General features: G+C 62.5%; 21 protein-coding genes and 2 pseudogenes. 10 read left to right on the forward strand and 13 right to left on the reverse strand.

The window, feature by feature from the left end:
• Positions 1-4: 4 nt before the first annotated feature.
• The 3 genes from AC0IYH_RS11995 to AC0IYH_RS12005 are packed head-to-tail and all read left to right on the forward strand — an operon-like array spanning position 5 to position 1,475.
• The gene (locus AC0IYH_RS11995; RefSeq protein ID WP_471834492.1) at positions 5-583 is read left to right on the forward strand and encodes an RNA polymerase sigma factor; all 579 of its coding nucleotides are present in this window, start codon (positions 5-7) and stop codon (positions 581-583) included.
• Positions 580-1,005 carry a hypothetical protein gene (locus AC0IYH_RS12000; RefSeq protein WP_471834494.1) on the forward strand — a complete coding sequence of 142 codons (426 nt, stop codon included), beginning with the start codon at positions 580-582 and terminating at the stop codon, positions 1,003-1,005. The genes AC0IYH_RS11995 and AC0IYH_RS12000 overlap by 4 nt, the downstream gene beginning before the upstream one ends.
• Positions 1,002-1,475, forward strand: a complete 474-nt coding sequence (locus tag AC0IYH_RS12005) for a periplasmic heavy metal sensor (protein ID WP_122773837.1) — start codon at positions 1,002-1,004, stop codon at positions 1,473-1,475. The genes AC0IYH_RS12000 and AC0IYH_RS12005 overlap by 4 nt, the downstream gene beginning before the upstream one ends.
• A gap of 83 nt (positions 1,476-1,558) precedes the next feature.
• Here the strand turns inward: AC0IYH_RS12005 and AC0IYH_RS12010 are convergent.
• Positions 1,559-1,696, reverse strand: a pseudogene (locus AC0IYH_RS12010) (DUF6124 family protein); the annotation flags it as partial.
• Here AC0IYH_RS12010 and AC0IYH_RS12015 point away from each other — a divergent pair.
• Together AC0IYH_RS12015 and AC0IYH_RS12020 are read left to right on the forward strand one after the other, a co-directional pair.
• Positions 1,637-1,849 carry a hypothetical protein gene (locus AC0IYH_RS12015; protein WP_122773838.1) on the forward strand — a complete coding sequence of 71 codons (213 nt, stop codon included), beginning with the start codon at positions 1,637-1,639 and terminating at the stop codon, positions 1,847-1,849. The pseudogene AC0IYH_RS12010 and the gene AC0IYH_RS12015 overlap by 60 nt on opposite strands.
• Positions 1,842-2,555 (forward strand): transporter substrate-binding domain-containing protein, encoded by a 714-nt coding sequence (locus AC0IYH_RS12020; RefSeq protein ID WP_471834495.1) that lies wholly within the window; start codon positions 1,842-1,844, stop codon positions 2,553-2,555. The genes AC0IYH_RS12015 and AC0IYH_RS12020 overlap by 8 nt, the downstream gene beginning before the upstream one ends.
• Here the strand turns inward: AC0IYH_RS12020 and AC0IYH_RS12025 are convergent.
• The gene (locus tag AC0IYH_RS12025) at positions 2,541-2,903 is read right to left on the reverse strand and encodes an NUDIX domain-containing protein (protein WP_116629999.1); all 363 of its coding nucleotides are present in this window, start codon (positions 2,901-2,903) and stop codon (positions 2,541-2,543) included. The two genes, AC0IYH_RS12020 and AC0IYH_RS12025, sit on opposite strands and share 15 nt — an antisense overlap.
• 127 nt (positions 2,904-3,030) lie before the next feature.
• Between AC0IYH_RS12025 and AC0IYH_RS12030 the strand changes: the two genes are divergently transcribed.
• Complete coding sequence (locus tag AC0IYH_RS12030; protein ID WP_471834496.1) at positions 3,031-4,011, forward strand: Gfo/Idh/MocA family protein; 981 nt, start codon at positions 3,031-3,033, stop codon at positions 4,009-4,011.
• A gap of 22 nt (positions 4,012-4,033) precedes the next feature.
• Positions 4,034-4,663, forward strand: coding sequence for a ribonuclease T2 family protein (locus AC0IYH_RS12035; RefSeq protein WP_471834498.1), 630 nt, complete (start codon positions 4,034-4,036; stop codon positions 4,661-4,663).
• Here the strand turns inward: AC0IYH_RS12035 and AC0IYH_RS12040 are convergent.
• Positions 4,660-4,740 (reverse strand): annotated as a pseudogene (locus AC0IYH_RS12040) (transcriptional regulator); the annotation flags it as partial. The gene AC0IYH_RS12035 and the pseudogene AC0IYH_RS12040 overlap by 4 nt on opposite strands.
• A gap of 93 nt (positions 4,741-4,833) precedes the next feature.
• On the reverse strand, positions 4,834-5,532 hold the full coding sequence (locus tag AC0IYH_RS12045) for an SDR family oxidoreductase (protein ID WP_116629996.1): 699 nt from the start codon (positions 5,530-5,532) through the stop codon (positions 4,834-4,836).
• Between the two features lie 106 nt (positions 5,533-5,638).
• Here AC0IYH_RS12045 and AC0IYH_RS12050 point away from each other — a divergent pair, with 106 nt between their 5' ends.
• Together AC0IYH_RS12050 and AC0IYH_RS12055 are read left to right on the forward strand one after the other, a co-directional pair.
• A complete protein-coding gene (locus tag AC0IYH_RS12050) occupies positions 5,639-6,073 on the forward strand; it encodes a winged helix-turn-helix transcriptional regulator (RefSeq protein WP_471834500.1) in 435 nt (144 codons plus the stop codon).
• Positions 6,074-6,126: 53 nt separating this feature from the next.
• Positions 6,127-7,815, forward strand: coding sequence for a phospholipase D-like domain-containing protein (locus AC0IYH_RS12055; protein WP_471834501.1), 1,689 nt, complete (start codon positions 6,127-6,129; stop codon positions 7,813-7,815).
• Here the strand turns inward: AC0IYH_RS12055 and AC0IYH_RS12060 are convergent.
• Positions 7,808-8,098: a helix-turn-helix domain-containing protein gene (locus AC0IYH_RS12060; RefSeq protein WP_241092323.1), complete on the reverse strand. Its 291-nt coding sequence runs from the start codon at positions 8,096-8,098 to the stop codon at positions 7,808-7,810. The two genes, AC0IYH_RS12055 and AC0IYH_RS12060, sit on opposite strands and share 8 nt — an antisense overlap.
• 64 nt (positions 8,099-8,162) lie before the next feature.
• Positions 8,163-9,005: an alpha/beta fold hydrolase gene (locus tag AC0IYH_RS12065; protein ID WP_471834503.1), complete on the reverse strand. Its 843-nt coding sequence runs from the start codon at positions 9,003-9,005 to the stop codon at positions 8,163-8,165.
• 161 nt (positions 9,006-9,166) lie between these two features.
• Here AC0IYH_RS12065 and AC0IYH_RS12070 point away from each other — a divergent pair, with 161 nt between their 5' ends.
• Positions 9,167-9,754 carry a LysE family translocator gene (locus tag AC0IYH_RS12070; RefSeq protein WP_116629991.1) on the forward strand — a complete coding sequence of 196 codons (588 nt, stop codon included), beginning with the start codon at positions 9,167-9,169 and terminating at the stop codon, positions 9,752-9,754.
• Here AC0IYH_RS12070 and AC0IYH_RS12075 read toward each other — a convergent pair.
• The 7 genes from AC0IYH_RS12075 to AC0IYH_RS12105 all read right to left on the reverse strand — a co-directional run bounded on the left by AC0IYH_RS12075 (position 9,696) and on the right by AC0IYH_RS12105 (position 19,795).
• On the reverse strand, positions 9,696-10,583 hold the full coding sequence (locus tag AC0IYH_RS12075; RefSeq protein ID WP_471834505.1) for a helix-turn-helix domain-containing protein: 888 nt from the start codon (positions 10,581-10,583) through the stop codon (positions 9,696-9,698). The genes AC0IYH_RS12070 and AC0IYH_RS12075 overlap by 59 nt on opposite strands.
• A gap of 231 nt (positions 10,584-10,814) precedes the next feature.
• Entirely contained in the window at positions 10,815-12,416 is a 1,602-nt protein-coding gene (locus AC0IYH_RS12080) for an ABC transporter ATP-binding protein (protein ID WP_471834506.1), read from the reverse strand.
• Between the two features lies 1 nt (position 12,417).
• Positions 12,418-13,437 (reverse strand): ABC transporter permease, encoded by a 1,020-nt coding sequence (locus tag AC0IYH_RS12085; protein ID WP_116629986.1) that lies wholly within the window; start codon positions 13,435-13,437, stop codon positions 12,418-12,420.
• 1 nt (position 13,438) lies between these two features.
• Positions 13,439-14,515, reverse strand: a complete 1,077-nt coding sequence (locus tag AC0IYH_RS12090) for a microcin C ABC transporter permease YejB (protein ID WP_116629985.1) — start codon at positions 14,513-14,515, stop codon at positions 13,439-13,441.
• Entirely contained in the window at positions 14,516-16,348 is a 1,833-nt protein-coding gene (locus AC0IYH_RS12095; RefSeq protein ID WP_471834508.1) for an extracellular solute-binding protein, read from the reverse strand.
• Positions 16,345-18,174, reverse strand: coding sequence for an extracellular solute-binding protein (locus tag AC0IYH_RS12100; RefSeq protein ID WP_116629983.1), 1,830 nt, complete (start codon positions 18,172-18,174; stop codon positions 16,345-16,347). Before AC0IYH_RS12100 ends, AC0IYH_RS12095 begins: the two co-directional genes overlap by 4 nt.
• 211 nt (positions 18,175-18,385) lie before the next feature.
• Complete coding sequence (locus AC0IYH_RS12105; RefSeq protein WP_116629982.1) at positions 18,386-19,795, reverse strand: lytic transglycosylase domain-containing protein; 1,410 nt, start codon at positions 19,793-19,795, stop codon at positions 18,386-18,388.
• Between the last annotated feature and the right edge of the window lie 4 nt (positions 19,796-19,799).

The raw sequence follows: 19,799 nt of genomic DNA on the forward strand, positions 1-19,799 counted from the left end.
CCGATTGAAAGAGACTGATCCGGACGTTGAGCTGTTGGCACGTATCGGCAATAACGAACCTGCCGCCGTCAACGAAATGGTGACGCGCAAGCTCCCGCGGTTGCTGGCGCTTGCCGGTCGGCTATTGGGCGATGCCGACGAGGCCAGGGACGTGGCTCAGGAAAGTTTTCTGCGCATCTGGCGCCAGGCGGCCCACTGGCGCAGCGGCGAGGCGCGGTTCGACACCTGGTTGCACCGGGTCGTGCTCAACCTGTGCCATGACCGTTTGCGCCGGCGCAAGGCGCGCCCGTTGACGGACGAGGAGGCGGCCGAGCTGGTGGACAACTCGCCTTCCGCCGAAGACCAGTTGCACAGCCAGGACCGCAGTGATCGCGTGGCCGCCGCGTTGGCGGCCTTGCCCGAACGCCAGCGCGAAGCCATCGTGCTGCAGTACTACCAGGAGCTGTCGAATAGCGACGCCGCGGCCCTGATGAATATCAGCGTCGAGGCACTGGAGAGCCTGCTGTCGCGGGCCCGACGCCAGTTGCGCAGCCAACTTGCCGACACACCCGGGCTTGCCCGCCCAGGAAGGGGAAAACCATGACACCCGAACGCTTTGCTTACCTGGCCGACGCCTACGGGGCCGACCTGCAGCACTGGCCTGCTGCTGAACAGGTCGCCGCCCAGGCGTTGCTTGACAGCGGTAATGTGCAAGTGCGCGACGCCTTGCTCGAGGCGCGCTGGCTTGACGGCCAGTTGAACAGCCATCAGCCGACGCTGGCGGACGCGGCCTTGGTTCGCCAGGTGCGTCAATCCTTCCCACGTTCATTCTGGTCACGCTATGCCAGCTGGTTATCGCCCGCCGGCCTGGTGGGCGTGGGCATTGCCGGGGTGGTCACCGGGATGCTGGTGGCGTCCATGAGCGTGCCGCTGCCGATGCTGTCATCCGAAGTGCTGCCCAGCGTCTTCGACCAAGGCGACGCGCAAGTCATCTTTACCGTTAACGCCGAGGAAGCCGAGCAATGACTGCAAGAACCCTGAAACCGTGGTTGTTTGTTTCGGTACTGCTTAACGTGTTTTTGATCGGTGGGGTGGGTGGCGGCCTGTATCACTGGCGGACCAGTGCCGCGCCGGTTGAGGCGGTGGTCAACCAGCACGGCCTGCGCCAGGCCATGGTCAAGCTACCGCCCGAGCGTCGTAGAGAACTGCGCCAATTGCTGCGGCATAACCGGGCCGACAGCCAGCCGTTGGTCATGGCAGGCCGGGAGGCGCGTTTGGGGGTGATCAAGCAGCTGGAGGCGCCGACTCTGGACCGCGATGTATTGGTGGCTGAGCTGGCCAAGGCCCGTGAAGCGGATGCGGCACTGCGGGCGCTGGTGGACACGACATTGGCGCAGTTTGCCAGTGGCTTGCCCCAGGAGGAACGGCAGAAGCTGGTGGAGGCCTTGTATATGCGCGGGCAGGCCAGGGCGGTGGGAGGGAAGCCGCGGTCTTGAGACCGCCCCTCCCACATTTGGATCTCCACCGCTCGATCCACCATCGCTCTGGCCATATCCACCAGATGCAATACCGAAACCACCAGCGTCTGTGACGTTCCCTCCAGCCGATCGCCCGCCTCTTGCGCAGTAGCCGAAGCACAACGCAGCAGGCTGCTGGTATGAATCAAGGCACTTTCAAAACTGGTTTCAGGGTCAACGGTGAAAAAGCATCGGCTCATCCGTATCCGGTGTTGGGGCAGGGCACAGATAGTGATCAAGCGCTGCGCCTCGACTCGCTGCAAGAGCTTGGGTACCTTGTGCACGGCGGCGTACTGCCATTTGTGATCCGCAAGACCGTGCAACGGACCCGTCAAGGAGCGCTCGATGATTGACCCTCAGGTACTGCAACAACTGGCCCCGCAGGGCGTGCTGCGCGCCGCCATCAACTTCGGCAACCCGGTGCTCGCGCAACGCGGTGCAGCGGGCGAGGCCCAGGGTGTTTCCGTGGCGTTGGCCAAGGCACTGGCGGACGAGTTGGGTGTGGCGCTGGAACTGATCACCTTCGAGGCGGCAGGCAAGGTGTTTGCCGCGCTGGCCGAGGGTGTCTGGCGTGTGGCCTTCCTTGCGATAGAGCCGGTGCGTGAGCAGGAGATTGCTTTCAGCGCGCCGTACGTGGCGATCAAGGGCACCTACCTGGTGCCGGCGGATTCGCCATTGACCGAGGTGGCGCAACTGGACGCGCCGGGCAAGCGGATCGCCGTGGGCCAGGGCGCCGCCTACGACCTGTACCTGAGCCGCACCGTGCAGCATGCCGAGCTGGTGCGCGCGCCGACGTCGGCGGCGGCGGTCGACTGGTTTATCGAGCAGGGCCTGGACGCGGCGGCGGGGGTGCGGGACTTTCTGCAGAGCAAAGTCACCGGGCAATGGCGCCTGGTGGACGATGACTTCATGACAATCCGCCAGGCCATGGCGGTTCCGGTGGCACATGCAGCCGCTGCCACGTTCGTCAGATCCTTTGTCGAACGGCAGAAAGCCAATGGCTTGGTAAAACGCGGGTTGATCGAGAGTGGGCAGAGCGCGCAGCTACAGGCGCCGTAGAAAGGATTTGACGATGTGGCGGGTGGCGTCGGTGGTGTCCAGCTCGTCCACGGCCCCGTAAGCGTACCAACGGCAATCGACAATCTCGTTGCTGGGCCGTGCATCGGCGATATTCACCACGGAAGCCTCGAACACATGGTGCACCGTGTCGCGCGCCTTGAGCTCCTGCAAGTACAGCATGCCGTCCACGTTCAACCCGGTTTCTTCTTCCAGCTCGCGTTCGGCGGCGCCGACCGGGCGCTCGTTACGTTCGACCTTGCCGCCCGGCAATGCCCATTTTGACCTGGCCTTGCGCACGAAGAGGATATGCCCCTCGTGTTCGCAAATGACCGTTGCCCTTATTTTCATCGTCTGTGCCCCCGCAGCGGGATGAGTGTCATAAAAGTGTAATGCAATTGTCATGCTAAGTGGTTATGGCGCGCCGGGGTGGGTATGTGGATACTGCCCGCTGGATGAAAACGGACGAGGAGAACAGATGAGCACCGTACGCTGGGGCATGATCGGCTGTGGCAGTGTCACTGAATTGAAGAGTGGACCCGCTTTCTATAAAGCGCCAGGTTCGGCCCTGGTGGCCGTGATGGGGCGGCGCGAGGAAACGGTGCGCGATTATGCGGCGCGCCATGGCATTGCGCGTTTCTACACCGACGCCCAGGCGTTGATCGATGACCCCGAGGTGGACGCGGTGTACATCGCCACACCGCCTGCCAGCCACTTGGAATACAGCCTGATGGTGGCAGCGGCCGGCAAGCACTGCTGCGTCGAGAAGCCCATGTCACTGAATGCCGAGCAGAGCGCGCTGATGCAGCGCACCTTCGAGCGCGCCGGGCTGCACCTGTTTGTCTCCTATTACCGGCGCTCGCTGCCGCGCTTCCAGCAAGTGCGCGAGTGGCTGCAAGCCGGGCGCATCGGCACCTTGCGTCACCTTACCTGGACCCTGTGCAAGCCACCGGCGGCCGAGGATGCCAGCGCCGCCAACTGGCGCACCGACCCGGCCATCGCCGGCGGTGGCTACTTTGCCGACCTCGCCAGCCACGGTTTTGACCTGTTTCAGTACCTGGCGGGGGATATTGTCGAGGTATCAGGCTTTACCGCACGCCAGGCCGGGAAGTATGCGGCTGAAGACGCCGTAACAGCCTGCTGGACGTTCAGTTCGGGCGCGCTGGGCATGGGCTGCTGGAATTTTGTCGCGGACCGTCGTGAGGACCTGGTTGAACTGATCGGCAGCCACGGGCGTATCCAGTTCTCGGTGTTCGAAGACCAGCCGCTGCGCCTTGAAGGCGAGACTGACGAAGTGCTCGAAGTGCCGTGCCATGCACATATCCAGTGGCACCATGTGTTAGCCATGAACGCGCATATCCGCGGCGAGGCCGAGCATCCTTCGCTGGGGATCGAGGCCTTGAAGACCGATCGGATCCTCGACAAGGTGCTGCAACGTAACCCCAACCTGCCTGCGTAGTCTGTTCAAGGAAAATAGCCGGATGAAATACTGGATGGCGTTGTGGCTGGTGCTGGCCACCAGCGCAATGGCGGCCCCGCGTAGCCAAGGCACGCCGGGGGAATTTGATTTTTATGTGTTGTCGCTGTCGTGGTCGCCGACTTTTTGCCTGACGCACCCGGACAACCAACAGTGCTCGGGCAAGGGCTACGGCTTCGTGCTGCATGGCCTGTGGCCGCAATATGCGAAGGGCGGGTGGCCGGCGTCGTGTGCGCCGCAGTCGCGTTTGTCTGGCGACGAACTCGACAAAGGCGCGACGCTGTTCCCGACGCGTGCACTGCTCAAGCATGAATGGGCCAAGCACGGCACCTGCTCGGGGCTTGAGCCTATGGCGTATCTGGAAAAGACCGATGCCGCGTTGGGCGTGGTGGTCATCCCGCCGCAGTTGCAACCGCTCAACACACCGTCGTCGTTGCCGGCCCGTGAGATCGAGGCCTTGTTCCGCCAGAGCAACCCTCGCCTTGGCAATCATGGCCTGGCGGTGATCTGCAAAGGCCAGGTGCTGTCGGAGGTGCGTGTGTGCCTGACCAAGGACCTGGCCTTCGCCGGCTGCCCGCGCAGTGTGAAAAGCCAGTGCCGCGACGGCGACATTCGCATTCCGGCGCAGCGCTAAGGCAGCATCGCCACGCGATAGCGCTCGTCGAAATCCTCGGCCAACTGCGCCAGGGTGACCTGGCCCAGGCGCTCAACGGCACATTCCACGCCAGGCCTCGGTGCCTGGCGTGTTTGCCTGTGGTGATGCATCGCTGGCCGCCGGTTGCGTAGCGCTGGCGCTGGCGCTGATCAGCGGTTGAGGTACACCGGGGTTTCGGTGGACAGCGACGCCTTGACGGCGTGGGTCATGTCGGTGATCAGCACTTCTTCGCGGTCGTCGCTCAGGGCTTGCAGGGTGATGGCAACCACTTCTTCGGGCGTGCTTTTCGGCGCCTGCACTTCGGCAACCATGTCGGTGTCGATGTAGGCCGGGTGCACGCCGATCACCAGGGTGTTCTGCTCGCGCAATTCGCCGCGCAGGCCATTGGTAAGGCCCCACTGGGCGGACTTGGAGGTGCTGTAGCCGCCGGTGCCCGGTGGGCTCAGCCAGCTCAATACCGAGAGAATGTTGACCAGCGCGCCGCCGCCTTGCTTGGCCAGGATCGGCGCAAACGCGCGGCTCAGGCGCAGGGTGCCGAAGGTGTTCACGTCAAAGTGCTGCTGCAGGTTTTCGACGCTGTCTTCGGCCAGTAACGAGCCGTATTTCAGGAAGCCTGCGTTGTTGATCACCACACTGACGTCGCCGCATTGCTCGGCGGCGCGCTGCACGCTGGCCGGGTCGGTGATGTCGAGGGCAATCGGCGTGCTGCCGGGAATGTTTACGCTGGCCGGGTCACGTGCACCGGCATACACCTTGGCCGCACCGGCGTGCAGCAATGCGGTGACGAATGCTTTGCCCAGGCCACGATTGGCGCCACTGACCAGTACCACTTTTCCACGAATATCCATGATGCGCTCCGGAGCAAAAATTAGGTTTAATGATGAAACCGTTTTTATCCTGTGCCTGTTGGTCCTATAATGCAACCAAATTTTTCAGAGCCTGGAGGGCCCGACGATGAAACGCAAATGCCTGGAAGGCGATGGCTGCCCGGTTGCCCGTGCCCTGGACGTCGTGGGTGACTGGTGGACGCTGTTGATCATCCGCGACGCGTTTGCCGGGGTGACGCGCTTCGGTGATTTCCAGAAACACCTGGGCGTGGCGAAAAATATCCTCGCCACGCGTCTCAAGGACATGGTCGAGCAAGGCCTGCTGCACACCAGCGAAGTGGGCGCGCGCAGCGAGTACCAATTGACCGACAAGGGCCGCGCGCTGATGCCGGTGCTGGTCACCCTGGCGCAGTGGGGCCAGGCGTTCACGGAGCCTGAGGGGACCGGCGCCTGCGTGCTGGATGCGCGTTCGCTCAAGCCGTTGCGCCAGGTCGAGATCCTGGCCGAGGACGGTCGTGTGCTGAGTATCGAAGATATCGTTACACAAGCGCCAGTGGCCTGATGCGGCGCAGGCGCTAGACTCAAGAAACCGCCTGCCGGCAGAAGGGATATCGCTTGAGCGCCGATTTCGAGAGCAAGACCACGTTTCAAGGGTTGACCTTCAAGCTGTATCGCGGAGAGGGCGCCGCCTTGCTCGCGTTTGACCTGGCGCCGGACCTGGCCACCCCCGACTTTGTCGGCTTCAGCATCGAAGTGCGCTATCCCGGCGCCGATCATTGGGGTGTGCTGCACAACCGCCTGCACTTCGACTACCCGCCCACGCCGCAGCGGCCGCGTACCTTTCCTTCCATCGAGGCGCCATTCCAGAAATTCCGCTGGATCCATGTGCCCAGCGAGATCCTGCCGGGGCTGTTCCGTTACCGCGTCACTGCCTGCTACATGCAGGCCGACGGCACGCTGCGCAAGGGCGTCAGTGTGGACGCGCAGGTGTCTCTGGAAGCGCAAACCATCAGTCAGTTTGTGAATATCGGCTTTACTCGGGGCTTTGCCTCGTCCCAGGCCTACGGCGATCGTTTCGACAATGAAACCCGCATCCTGCCGCCAGCGCGTTCCGCCCCCAGGGCCTACCTGGACCTGGACATGGCGCCCTTCGAACGCAATTACCAATGGCTGGGGTTCGAAGCGCGGCAATTGATTCTGCAGGTGCTGGAACAAGTCGCCAGCGACCCCGGGCTAACCCTCGACGCGTTGATCTACGAGAGCAAGGAACCCGACATCCTGCGCCGCCTGGAGCAGCTCGGCCCACGCCTGCGCGCGATCATCGACGACCATGGCGAACAGGGCGCCACCGACAGCTGCGAAAGCCTCAGCGCCGCGCGTTTGAGTGCCGCCGGTGCGCAGGTCAAGCGCCTGCACTTCTCCAGCCAGCAGCACAACAAGGTGTTGATCGTGCGCCGCGAAGGCAAGGCCATTCGAGTGCTCGGCGGCTCCACCAACTTTGCCCTGCGTGGCCTGTATATCCAGGCCAATAACGTGCTGCTGTTTGATGATGAAACCGTGGCGGGCAAGTTCGGCGAAGTGTTCGACGCCTACTGGACGGCACCTGCGGCGTTTCGCAAAAATCCGCTGTCGCAGCAATGGTGGGTGGTGCGCGACGAGCCCGGCTCCAGGGTGTCGCTGTGCTTCGCGCCGCATGCCGACAGCGCGTTGTCCCTGGACCCCATCGCCACCAGCATCGAACAGGCCACCAGTTCGGTGCTGTATTCCATCGTGTTTCTCAACCTGATCAACGGCAAGGTGCGCACCGCGCTGGATGAGTTGATGCAGCGCGCGCTGTTTTCCTACGGCGTGGCCCAGCGCACCGGCAAGCTGGCGCTGCGCAAGCCGGACGGTTCGGTGGGGTTGTTGCCGTTTGCGTTCCTGGCCAGCAATGCCCCGGCGCCGTTCAGGGCCGAATGGTCGGGCAATGCCGGGAACATGGTGCACAATAAGTTTGTGGTCACCGACTTCAACGGCGCCAACCCCACGGTGTACACCGGCTCATCCAACCTGGCCGGGGGCGGGGAGAAGAACAACGGCGACCACCTGATCCGCATCGAAGACCGCAAGGTCGCCGTGGTGTATGCCATCGAGGCATTGCGCCTGTTCGACCATTTTCACTTTCGCGTCAATGCCAGTAAACCCGGCGCGCTGCAAACCCTGCGCCTGGCCAAGCCGCCGGCGGCGGGTGAGAAACCCTGGTTCGACGCCTATTACCGCCAAGGCCATGTGAAGGCGCGGGACCGCGAGTTGTTCGTCAAGTAGCGGCGGGAGCGCCGTCCACCCCTTGATGGAGCAGCGGCTTGAGCAAGTCGATCACTACCTGTGGATCGGTTTTGGCCAGGGTCTTGGCGATCACTTCGTCGAACAGCTGTTCCTTGGAGTCAAAGTAGCGTTGGATCAACATCAAGGTCACCCCTGCATCCGCCGCGATCTCACTCAACCCGGCGGCCTCATAGCCCGACTGGGCAAACGCTTTGCGCGCGGACAACAAAATGGTATCGCGGGTAACGACGGCGTCGCGCCGGCGTGGAATCGGGTTGGGCATTGGCATCCTGACCTGGCTGGAAACTGAAAGCGCGCCACGGCGGCGCGCCGACAGGGTACAGGGTCTATTTGCTATCGAGGAAGCCCAATACGGCCGCATTGAACAGCGCCGGGTCTTGCAGGAAGGCAAAGTGGCTGGTGTTCGGCAGAATCAGCAGGCCGGCACCGGGAATGGTCGCCGCCATGTATTCGGTGTGCTCGCGCTTGATCGCTTCGTCATGATCGCCATCGGCAATCAGGATCGGCGTCTTGATGCTTGCCAGTTGGGCGTCGGTCCAGTTCGGTTGGCTGCCCCACATATGGCTGATCTGTTCCACAAACGCGTCGTACTCTTTGGGCGTTGGCGACAGCTTGGCGTACTCCTTGCCGGCGCGTTCGATATAGGCGGCGAAGGTCGGGTTTTTTTCCACGCCGTCCTTCACGCCGGAGGTCTGGGTGTTGGCGGCGAAGGCGAACACCTTGCCGATACGGTCAGGGTGATGCAGCGCCAGGTCGATGCCGATGATGGCGCCGTCGCTCCAGCCGACGATATCGGCGCGGGGGATTTTCAGGCTGTCGAGCACGGCTACCACGTCATCGGCCATCAGGCCGTAGCCGAAGGGTTTTTCGTTGCGTGAGCTGCGCCCGTGGCCACGGCTGTCGAGGGTGATCACGGTGTGCTTGGCCGCCAGGGCCTTGACCTGGTTGCCCCAGTAGTCGGAGTTGGCCAACCCGCCATGCAGCAGCACCACCGGCGAGCCGTGGCCGGTGCGGGTGTAGTAGAGCTTGACGCCGTTGACGGCGGCGTAGCCGGTTGTTGCTGCTGCCACCGGAGCGGGCGTCGGCGGCAGGGTTTCCCAGCGTTCGGCGGCCTGGGCCGCAGAAAAAGACAGCATCAGGCAGGCAGCTGCCAAGAGGCGACGTGACATGGCGATTCCTTTTTGCAGTGATCAATCGAACAGTTGGCCGTGAACTCTAGCACCGGCTCCGGCGAGATTTGTGGGGCCAGGGTGATTTTGTTCAATACCGTTTTGGATGGGCCTTATACCGTTGTGGCCTCTTCACGCGGCATCAAAAAAAAGGAACTGCAATGAGCTTGATCATTTCCATGGCGGCCTTCGCCCTGGCCACGTCCATTACCCCAGGACCGGTGAATGTGGTGGCCCTGAGTTCAGGCGCGCGCTTCGGCTTTGTCGCCAGCCAGAAACACGTGTTCGGCGCCGCCGTCGGCTTCACCTTGCTGCTGGTGCTGATTGGTCTGGGTTTGCATGAAGTGTTGCTGCGCTTGCCGATCCTCACCCAATTGATCCAGTGGGGCGGGGTCGCCTTTTTGCTGTACATGGCGTGGAAACTGGCCGTTGACGACGGCCGCCTGGATGCCGAGGGCACTGCCACGGCGCCGTCGATGCTCTACGGCGCGATCATGCAGTGGCTCAACCCCAAGGCCTGGCTGGCCTGCGTGGCTGGGATGGGCTTGTTTGTGGCCGATGGCGATGCCGCGCAGGTCTGGCTGTTTGCGAGCCTCTACCTGGTGATCTGCTATCTGTCGGTGGCGTGCTGGGCCTACGCCGGCACCTTTTTGCGTCGCTATTTGAGCAACCCTCAGGGCGTGCGGCTGTTCAACCGTTCAATGGCCGCGTTGCTGGTGGCCAGTGTGGGTTATTTGCTGATGGCTTGAGCCGGTCGCGGTATTGCCCGGGCGTGGCGGCGAAATGCAGCTTGAAGGCACGCTGGAAATGCGCCTGGTCGGCAAACCCGGCGGCCAGGGCCACATCGGCGATCAGCTCGCCATTGCGCAACTGGCGGCGGGCAAACTGGATGCGTTGGTTGACCAGAAACGCATGGGGCGTCAGCCCACAATATTGCTTGAACGCGCGGATCAGATACGACGGCGACAGCTCCGCGGCGAGGCAAATGTCCTCAAGCTTCAGGGCCTCGGTGCAGTGTTCGCGGATGTAGTCGGCGGCGCGCTCCAGCTTGTGGTTGACCTCACGCGGCGGGGTGGGAGAAGGGTTCAGGCATTGCTGGACGTCACTGAAATAGCTCACCAGCGCGCTCTGTTTCTGCAGCAGGTCGGCCTGCTCATCCACCAGTAACCGGTACAGCGCCAGCAAGCCGCTGTAGAGCAGCTTGTCCTGGGTGTGGGGCGTGTTGAACGGGCGGTAACCCTGGTCGGTGCTGAACCCCAGTTGGTACTGCAAGTCGGTCAGCCACGGCGTGTCGAGGTAGAGCATGTGGTAGGACCAATGCTCGTTGTCGATAGGGTTGCAGGCGTGCACGTCGCCGGGGTTCATCAACACCACGGTGCCGGCGCCGATCTGGAAGGTCTCGGCGCCGTAGTGGTAATAGCTGCGCCCGGTGGTGACGGCGCCGATGGAAAAATGCTCGTGGGCATGGCGGGTGTAAGTGACCTTGCGCCCGTCTTCGATGGTGCGCGCTTCAATGAACGGCAAGCGCTCGTCGCGCCAGAAACGCGGCGAGGGGGATGCGGTGTTGTGCATTGACATGGCGGTGGGTCCATCCCTTGGCAGAACGAGCGATGATCATTGCACACAGCGCCGGGCCCGTCAGCTTAGAAGTCCCATCGGGTCGCCAACTGCAGGCTGCGGGGTTCGCCGTAGAACCCGGTGCTGACGTTGTTCAGGCCGGTGCGGGGGATGTTCGGCTTGGCATCAATGGGTTAACTGACACTCCCTCATCGGGGGCAAGCCCCCCTCGCACATTTTGCCCGTGTCTGGTCATGCGGGGACCAAGAACGCCGCCTCCAGCAACTGCCGGGTATAAGCATGCTGCGGGTCGGCAAAAATCGCCTTGGCGTCGCCTTGCTCCACCACCTGGCCGTGCTTGACCACCATCAGCTGGTGGCTCAAGGCTTTGACCACCGCCAGGTCATGGCTGATAAACAGGTAGGTCAGGTTGTACTTGGCCTGCAGGCTGCGCAGCAGTTCCACCACCTGGCGTTGCACCGTGCGGTCCAGCGCCGAGGTCGGTTCGTCGAGCAGGATCAGGCGTGGCTTGAGCACCAGCGCGCGGGCGATGGCGATGCGTTGGCGCTGGCCGCCGGAGAACTCGTGGGGGTACCGATGCCGCGATTGCGGGTCCAGGCCGACTTCCTTGAGCGCGGCGATAATCGCCGCTTCCTGCTCCGCCGGAGTGCCCATCTTGTGGATGCGCAGGCCCTCGCCAACGATCTCGCTGACGCACATGCGCGGGCTCAGGCTGCCGAACGGGTCCTGGAACACTACCTGCATTTCCCGGCGCAGCGGGCGCACCTGTTGTTGGGTCAGCGTGTCCAGTTGCTGGCCTTCGAAGCGAATCCCGCCCTTGCTCGCGATCAAACGCAGAATCGCCAGGCCCAGGGTGGATTTGCCCGAGCCGCTTTCGCCGACGATGCCCAGGGTCTGCCCCTGGGGCAGGCTGAAGTTGATGCCGTCCACCGCCTTGACGTAGTCGACGGTGTTGCGCAAAAAGCCCTTCTTGATCGGGAACCACACTTTCAGGTCATCGACTTCCAGCAACGGCGGCCCCACCGCATTGGTGGCCGGCCCACCGCTGGGCTCCGCCGCCAGCAGTTCCTGGGTGTACGGGTGTTGGGGCGACTGGAACAGCGTCTCGCAGTCGGCCTGCTCCACGATGCAACCCTGCTGCATCACGCACACCCGGTGGGCAATGCGCCGCACCAGGTTGAGGTCATGGCTGATCAGCAGCAAGGCCATGCCCAGGCGCGCCTGCAGCTCCTTGAGCAACTCGAGGATTTTCAGCTGCACGGTCACGTCGAGGGCGGTGGTCGGCTCATCCGCAATCAGCAACTCCGGCTCGTTGGCCAGGGCCATGGCGATCATCACCCGCTGGCGCTGGCCGCCGGACAGCTCGTGGGGCAGGGCCTTGAGGCGCTTGTGCGGCTCAGGGATACCCACCAGGTCGAGCAGCTCCAGGGTCCGTTGGGTGGCGACCTTGCCGGTGAGCCCCTTGTGCAGGCCGAGCACTTCGTTGATCTGTTTTTCGATCGAATGCAGCGGGTTCAACGAGGTCATCGGCTCCTGGAAGATCATCGCAATGCGGTTGCCGCGAATGTGCCGCAGGGTTTTTTCCTTGAGGGTCAGCAGGTCTTGCCCGGCATATTCGATGGTGCCGCTCGGGTGCCGCGCCAGCGGGTAGGGCAGCAGGCGCAGGATCGAGTGGGCCGTCACCGATTTGCCCGAGCCGCTTTCGCCGACCAGCGCGATGGTTTCGCCGCGCTTGATATCGAAGCTGATGTTGTTGACCACGCGGTGGTGGTGTTCGCCGGTGACGAACTCGACGCTGAGGTCGCGGATTTCGATCAGATTGTCCTGATTCATCTCATTTCCTCGGGTCGAAGGCATCGCGAGCGGACTCGCCGATAAACACCAGCAAACTCAACATGATCGCCAGCACGGCAAAGGCACTCATGCCCAGCCACGGCGCTTGCAGGTTGGATTTGCCCTGGGCCACCAGTTCACCCAGCGACGGTGAGCCGGCGGGCAGGCCGAAGCCTAGGAAGTCCAGGGCGGTGAGGGTGCCGATGGCGCCGGTGAGAATGAACGGCATGAAGGTCATGGTCGAAACCATGGCATTGGGCAGGATGTGGCGGAACATGATCGCGCCGTTCTGCATGCCCAGCGCTCGCGCTGCGCGCACGTATTCGAGGTTGCGCCCGCGCAGGAACTCGGCGCGCACCACGTCCACCAGGCTCATCCACGAGAACAGCAGCATGATCCCCAGCAGCCACCAGAAGTTCGGCTGCACGAAGCTGGCGAGGATGATCAGCAGGTACAGCACCGGCAACCCGGACCAGATCTCCAGGAAGCGCTGCCCGGCCAGGTCGACCCAGCCGCCATAGAAGCCCTGCAAGGCGCCGGCGATTACGCCGATGATCGAGCTGAGTACGGTCAGGGTCAGGGCAAACAGCACCGACACCCGGAAGCCGTAGATCACCCGCGCGAGCACGTCGCGTCCCTGGTCATCGGTGCCCAGCAGGTTGACGCCTGACGGCGGCGCGGGGGCCGGCACCTTGAGGTCGTAGTTGATGCTCTGGTAGCTGAACGGGATCGGCGCCCACAGCGTCCAGGCGTCTTTGGCCTTGAGCAACTCCTGGATATATGGGCTCTTGTAGTTGGCCTCCAGCGGGAATTCGCCGCCAAAGGTGGTCTCCGGATAGCGCTTGAGCGCGGGGAAGTACCAGTCGCCGTCGTAGTGCACGGCCAGCGGTTTGTCGTTGGCGATCAGCTCGGCGCCCAGGCTCAGCCCGAACAGGACCAGGAACAGCCACAGCGACCACCAGCCACGCTTGTTGGCCTTGAAACGCTCGAACCGGCGGCGATTGAGGGGGGACAGGTTCATCTCAATGCTCCCGGCTGGCGAAGTCGATGCGCGGATCGACCAGGGTGTAGGTGAGGTCGCCGATCAGTTTCACGATCAGCCCCAGCAGGGTGAAGATAAACAGCGTGCCGAACACCACCGGATAGTCGCGGTTGATCGCCGCTTCAAAGCTCATCAGGCCCAGGCCGTCGAGGGAGAAGATCACTTCCACCAGCAACGAGCCGGTGAAGAAAATCCCGATGAACGCCGAGGGGAAACCGGCGATCACCAGCAGCATCGCGTTGCGGAACACGTGGCCATAGAGCACGCGGTGGTTGGTCAGGCCCTTGGCCTTGGCGGTGACCACGTATTGCTTGTTGATCTCGTCGAGAAAGCTGTTTTTGGTCAGCAGGGTCATGGTCGCGAAGTTGCCGATCACCAGCGCGGTGATCGGCAGCGCCAGGTGCCAGAAGTAGTCGAGGATCTTGCCGCCCCAGCTCAACTCGTCGAAGTTGTTGGACGTTAGCCCGCGCAACGGGAACCAGTCGAAATAACTGCCGCCGGCAAACACCACGATCAGCAGGATCGCAAACAGGAACGCCGGGATCGCATAACCGACGATGATCGCCGAGCTGGTCCACACATCAAAATGGCTGCCGTGCCGCGTGGCCTTGGCGATCCCCAGGGGGATCGACACCAGGTACATGATCAGCGTGCTCCATAACCCGAGGGAGATGGACACCGGCATCTTTTCCTTGATCAGATCGATGACCTTGGCATCGCGGAAGAAACTGTCGCCAAAGTCCAGGCGGGCGTAGTTCTTGACCATGATCCACAAGCGTTCCGGCGCCGATTTGTCGAAGCCGTACATCTTCTCGATTTCCTTGATCAGCGCCGGGTCCAGGCCCTGGGCGCCACGGTAGCTGCTGGAACCGGCCACTGACACCTCGGCGCCACCGCCGGCAATGCGGCTGGTGGCGCCTTCGAAGCCTTCGAGCTTGGCGATCATCTGTTCCACCGGGCCACCGGGGGCGGCCTGGATGATGACGAAGTTGATCAGCAGGATCCCGAACAGCGTAGGGATGATCAGCAACAGGCGGCGAACGATATAGGCCAGCATTTAATCGCCTCCGCTCGCCGCATCGGCGCTCGTATCCAGGGGAATGGCAGGTTTGGCGTCAGGCTTGGCCCACCAGGTGGCGGTGCCGACATCGTAGCGCGGTGGGGTTTTCGGGTGGCCGAGGTGGTCCCAGTACGCCACGCGGAAGGTTTTGATGTGCCAGTTGGGGATCACGTAGTAGCCAAATTGCAGCACGCGGTCCAGCGCCTTGGCGTGGGCCATCAGGCTTTGGCGCGAGTCAGCGTCGATCAACTCCTCCACCAGTTGGTCCACGGCCGGGTCCTTGAGCCCCATGTAGTTGCGGCTGCCGGGTTTGTCGGCGCTGGAGGACTTCCAGAATTCGCGCTGCTCGTTACCCGGCGAGGTGGATTGCGGGAAGCTGCCCACCAGCATGTCGAAGTCCCGCGAGCGCAAGCGGTTGACGAACTGCGAGACGTCGACCCGGCGGATCACCAGGTCGATGCCGAGGTCGGCGAGGTTGCGCTTGAAGGGCAGCAGGATGCGCTCGAACTCGGTCTGCGCCAGCAGGAACTCGATGGTCACCGGTTTGCCGGTGGTGTCGACCATCTTGTCGTCGACGATGCGCCAGCCGGCTTCCTGCAACAGCTGGTAGGCCTCGCGTTGCTGGGTGCGGATCATGCCGCTGCCGTCGGTCTTGGCCGGAGCAAAGGCCTGGGTGAAGACCTCGGCGGGGATCTTGTCGCGCAGCGGCTCTAGGATCTTCAGCTCATCCGGGCCGGGCAGGCCGGTGGCGGCCATTTCCGAGTTTTCGAAGTAACTGCGGGTGCGCGTGTAGGCACCGTTGAACAGCTGTTTATTGCTCCACTCGAAATCCAGCAACAGGCTGATGGCCTTGCGCACGCGCACATCCTGGAACATCGGCTTGCGCGTATTGAACACAAAACCCTGCATGCCGGTGGGGTTGCCGTTGGGAATTTCTTCCTTGATCAGCCGACCCTCGGCCACCGCCGGGATGTTGTAGGCGTTGGCCCAGTTTTTTGCGCTGAACTCCAGCCAGTAGTCGAACTGGCCGGCCTTCAAGGCTTCCAGTGACACCGTGCTGTCGCGGTAGTAGTCGGTGATGCGGTTATCGAAGTTGTAGAAACCCTGGGTGATCGGCAAGTCCTTGGCCCAGTAATCCTTGACCCGCTCGTAGCGGATCATGCGCCCGGCCTTGACCTCGGCAACCTTGTACGGCCCGCTGCCCAGTGGTATTTCCAGGTTGCCCTTGGCAAAGTCCCGCGTGGCCCACCAGTGCTTGGGCAATACCGGCAGTTGCCCGAGGATCAGCGGCAATTCGCGGTTATTGGTGCGCTTGAACTTGAACAGCACGCGCAACGGGTCTTCGGCCACCACTTCGTCGACGTCGGCGTAGTAGGTGCGGTAGATCGGCGAGCCTTCCTTGATCAGTTCCTGAAAGGTGAACACCACGTCTTCGGCGCGGATCGGGTGGCCGTCATGGAAGCGCGCTTCGGGGCGCAGGTAGAAGCGCACCCAGCTGTTGTCCGGGGCCTTTTCGATCTTGCCGGCGACCAGGCCATATTCGGTGATCGGTTCGTCCAGGCTTTGCATGGCCAGGGTGTCGTAGATCAGGCTGACGTTGTCGGCCGGCACGCCCTTGCTGATAAACGGGTTGAGGCTGTCGAAGCCGCCCATGCTCGATTCGCGGAAGGTGCCACCCTTGGGGGCGTTGGGGTTGACGTAGTCGAAGTGCTTGAAGTCGGCGGGGTATTTCGGCGGTTCGTTGTACAGCGTCAACGCATGTTGCGGCGCGGCGTGGGCCGCGCTGCACAGCAACAGGCTGGCGATCAGTGCATGGCGCAAAAGCATCATTGGGCTTTCTCCGAAGCTTTCAGCCACCACGCGCTCAGGCCCAGGCTGTAGGGCGGCGTGGTGACAAAGGCGAACCGGTTGCGGTAGGCCAGGCGATGATAGTTGAGGTACCAGTTGGGAATGCTGTAGTGCTGCCACAGCAGCACCCGGTCCAGGGCGCGGCCGGCGGCCAGTTGTTCTTCGCGGGTCTGCGCGGCCAGCAGTTGTTCCAGCAGGTGATCGACGATGGGGTTGTTGATGCCTGCGTAGTTCTTGCTGCCCTTGATCGCCGCCTGGCTGGAGTGGAAGTACTGCCACTGTTCCAGGCCGGGGCTCAGGGTCTGGTTGAGGGTGATCAGGATCATGTCGAAATCGAACTGGTCCAGGCGCTGCTTGTATTGCGCGCGGTCGACGGTGCGCAGGCGCGCGTCGATGCCGATGCTGATCAGGTTCTCGACGTAGGGCTGCAGGATGCGCTCCAGGTTCGGGTTGACCAGCAAAATCTCGAAGCGCAGCGGTTGCCCGTCCTTGTTCAGCAGGCGTTGTCCCGACAACTTCCAGCCGGCGTCGCCCAGCAAGGCGAGTGCGCGGCGCAGGGTCTCGCGGGGGATGCCGCGCCCGTCGGTCTGGGGCAGGCTGAACGGCTGGGTGAACAGGTTGGGCGGCAGTTGGTCGCGGTACGGCGAGAGCATCAGCCATTCATGGCCGGTGGGTACGCCGGTGGCGGCGAATTCGCTGTTGGGGTAGTAGCTCAAGGTGCGTTTATAGGCGCTGCTGAACAGGGTGCGGTTGGTCCATTCGAAGTCGAACATCAGCCCCAGGGCTTCGCGCACCTTGGTCTGGCTGAAGGTCGGCCGGCGGCTGTTCATGAACAGGCCCTGGCTCTGGGTCGGGATCTGGTGGGCGATCTGCGCCTTGATCACGTCGCCTCGGTTGACCGCCGGGAAGTTGTAGCCATTCGCCCAGTTCTTGGCCTGGTGCTCGATATAGATATCGAACTCGCCGGCCTTGAAGGCTTCGAACGCCACATCGCTGTCGCGGTAGAACTCCACTTCGACCTTGTTGTAGTTGTAGAAACCCTGGTTGACCGGCAGGTCCTTGCCCCAGTAATCCTTGACCCGCTCGAACACCAGTTGCCGGCCCGGAGTGACCTTGCTGATGCGGTACGGCCCGCTGCCCAGCGGCGGTTCGAAGGTGGTGGCCTTGAAGTCGCGGCCTTTCCAGTAATGCTGGGGCAATACCGGCAGCTCGCCCAGGCGCAAAATCAACAACGGGTTGCCGGCGCGCTTGAACACAAAGCGGATGCGGTGGCGGTTGAGGATGTCCACCCGCGCGACTTCCTGCAGATTGGTGCGGTACTGCGGGTGACCTTCGGTGAGCAGGGTGCGATAGGAAAACGCCACGTCGTAGGCGGTGATCGGCTTGCCATCATGAAAGCGTGCTTCAGGGCGCAGGTTGAACACCACCCAGCTGCGGTCCTCGCTGTATTCCACCGACTGGGCAATCAGCCCATAGCTGGACGTCGGCTCATCGCCGGACGGCGCATATTGGCCGGTGCCGACCATCAACGGTTCGTTCAGCTCATTGACGCCGTATTGCAGGAAATTGGGCGTGGAAACCGGGCTTGAGCCCTTGAAGGTGTAGGGGTTGAGCGTATCGAAGGTGCCAAATGCCATGACCCGCAAGGTCCCGCCTTTCGGCGCTGCAGGGTTAACCCAGTCGAAGTGGGTGAATTTGGCCGGGTACTTGAGGCTGCCGAACTGCGTGTAACCGTGGCTTTCGGTAATCGTCGCGTTCGCACCAAAGCTCAAGGCCAGACTTATTAGTAGAAGGAGGGGACGCTTCAAGTCAGAGATCCGATCCAGGCGGCTTGGGCTTTATGATCGGTACAGTAACAGCTTGTTCCGGTTGGAAAAAGCCAGTTGGAAACACCGCAGATCCAATGTGGGAGGGGGCTTGCCCCCGATAGTGGTGTATCAGCCAATGAATCGGGTGGCTGACAAACTGCTACTGGGGGCAAGCCCCCTCCCACATTAGCTTTGCGGTGTTCTTCAAACTTTAGCGCGGGCCGGACACCACCAGCATCTGCCCCGGCTTCAACGCCTGGCCAGTGCGCGGGTTCCAGCGCTTGAGATGTTGCATCTCGACATTGAAACGCTTGGCGACGGTGTACAGCGAGTCGCCTTTCTTGATTTTGTATTGCACCGGCTTCTTGTCGGCCTTCGCCACCAGCTTGCGGGTGTCCTGCATCACCAGGGTCTGGCCGACCTTGAGGGCCTGGCCGTTGAGCTTGTTCCAGCGCTGCAGGTCATGCACGTCGACCTTGTTGGCCTTGGCGATCAGCGTGAGGTTGTCGCCACTGCGCACCTTGTAGCTGCGGCTGCGCCCGGCAACCCGCGCGGTCTCGACTTCGTCGAATACCTGCTTTTTCGGGCGCATGGCCAGCAGCTCTTCCGGCTTCATCGTCGACAGGGTACTGGTCAACAATTGCGCCTTGGAACTCGGCACAAGCAGATGCTGCGGGCCGTCCAGGGTGGTGCGTTGCTTGAGCGCCGGGTTGAGCTGGAACAGCTCGTCTTCGTCGATCTCGGCCAACGCGGCGACCCGTGACAGGTCCATGCTTTGCTTGACTTCAACCACTTCGAAGTACGGCGTGTTGGCAATCGGGTTCAGGTTGACCCCGTAGGCCTCGGGAGCCAGCACCACCTGGGACAGCGCCAGGAACTTGGGCACGTAGTCCTTGGTTTCCTGGGGCAGGGGCAGGTTCCAGTAGTCGGTGGGCAGGCCGAGCTTCTCGTTGCGCTCGATGGCACGGCTGACCGTGCCTTCGCCGGCGTTATAGGCGGCCAGGGCCAGCAGCCAGTCGCCGTTGAACATATCGTGCAGACGGGTCAGATAGTCCAGGGCGGCGGTAGTGGAGGCGGTGATATCACGGCGGCCGTCGTAGGCGCGGGTCTGGCGCAGGTTGAAGTAGCGCCCGGTGGAGGGGATGAATTGCCACAGGCCGACCGCATCGCTGCGCGAATAGGCCATTGGGTTGTAGGCACTTTCAATCACTGGCAGCAGCGCCAGCTCCAAGGGCATGTTGCGTTCTTCAAGGCGTTCGACGATGTAATGAATGTAGAGACTGCCGCGTTCACCGGCGTTTTCCAGAAAGGACGGGTTGCTGGCGAACCACAAGCGCTGTTGCTCGATGCGCGGGTTGACGCCCAGGCCGTCCTGCAATTGAAAGCCCCGGCGCATGCGTTCCCAGACATCCTGGGGCACTTCGGGGCTGGGCTTCTCTGAAAGCCAAATAGGTTTTTGCTTGATCTTGGCGGCAAGATTGGGTTTGGGTTGCACGGTGGTTTGTGCAGCGTAATTTGTCGATTGGCAGCCCGCCAGAGTTGCGGACACGGCCACCGCCACAGCTTGAGCCAGGCGGGTCAATGCGTCTGAATGGTTGGATTTACGAATAGATGACGACATTGGC

The organism is Pseudomonas sp. AC463 (assembly GCF_979253585.1).

Bases quoted from the DNA above. Each gene is read 5' to 3' on its own strand.
- AC0IYH_RS12080 (WP_471834506.1), bottom strand. From the start codon at position 12,416: ATGAATCAGGACAATCTGATCGAAATCCGCGACCTCAGCGTCGAGTTC.
- AC0IYH_RS12025 (WP_116629999.1), bottom strand. From the start codon at position 2,903: ATGAAAATAAGGGCAACGGTCATTTGCGAACACGAGGGGCATATCCTC.
- AC0IYH_RS12020 (WP_471834495.1), top strand. From the start codon at position 1,842: ATGATTGACCCTCAGGTACTGCAACAACTGGCCCCGCAGGGCGTGCTG.
- AC0IYH_RS12090 (WP_116629985.1), bottom strand. From the start codon at position 14,515: ATGCTGGCCTATATCGTTCGCCGCCTGTTGCTGATCATCCCTACGCTG.
- AC0IYH_RS12035 (WP_471834498.1), top strand. From the start codon at position 4,034: ATGAAATACTGGATGGCGTTGTGGCTGGTGCTGGCCACCAGCGCAATG.
- AC0IYH_RS12005 (WP_122773837.1), top strand. From the start codon at position 1,002: ATGACTGCAAGAACCCTGAAACCGTGGTTGTTTGTTTCGGTACTGCTT.
- AC0IYH_RS12070 (WP_116629991.1), top strand. From the start codon at position 9,167: ATGAGCTTGATCATTTCCATGGCGGCCTTCGCCCTGGCCACGTCCATT.
- AC0IYH_RS12060 (WP_241092323.1), bottom strand. From the start codon at position 8,098: ATGCCCAACCCGATTCCACGCCGGCGCGACGCCGTCGTTACCCGCGAT.
- AC0IYH_RS12015 (WP_122773838.1), top strand. From the start codon at position 1,637: ATGAATCAAGGCACTTTCAAAACTGGTTTCAGGGTCAACGGTGAAAAA.
- AC0IYH_RS12065 (WP_471834503.1), bottom strand. From the start codon at position 9,005: ATGTCACGTCGCCTCTTGGCAGCTGCCTGCCTGATGCTGTCTTTTTCT.
- AC0IYH_RS12105 (WP_116629982.1), bottom strand. From the start codon at position 19,795: ATGTCGTCATCTATTCGTAAATCCAACCATTCAGACGCATTGACCCGC.
- AC0IYH_RS12045 (WP_116629996.1), bottom strand. From the start codon at position 5,532: ATGGATATTCGTGGAAAAGTGGTACTGGTCAGTGGCGCCAATCGTGGC.
- AC0IYH_RS12075 (WP_471834505.1), bottom strand. From the start codon at position 10,583: ATGTCAATGCACAACACCGCATCCCCCTCGCCGCGTTTCTGGCGCGAC.
- AC0IYH_RS12095 (WP_471834508.1), bottom strand. From the start codon at position 16,348: ATGATGCTTTTGCGCCATGCACTGATCGCCAGCCTGTTGCTGTGCAGC.
- AC0IYH_RS12000 (WP_471834494.1), top strand. From the start codon at position 580: ATGACACCCGAACGCTTTGCTTACCTGGCCGACGCCTACGGGGCCGAC.
- AC0IYH_RS12030 (WP_471834496.1), top strand. From the start codon at position 3,031: ATGAGCACCGTACGCTGGGGCATGATCGGCTGTGGCAGTGTCACTGAA.
- AC0IYH_RS12050 (WP_471834500.1), top strand. From the start codon at position 5,639: ATGAAACGCAAATGCCTGGAAGGCGATGGCTGCCCGGTTGCCCGTGCC.
- AC0IYH_RS12085 (WP_116629986.1), bottom strand. From the start codon at position 13,437: ATGAACCTGTCCCCCCTCAATCGCCGCCGGTTCGAGCGTTTCAAGGCC.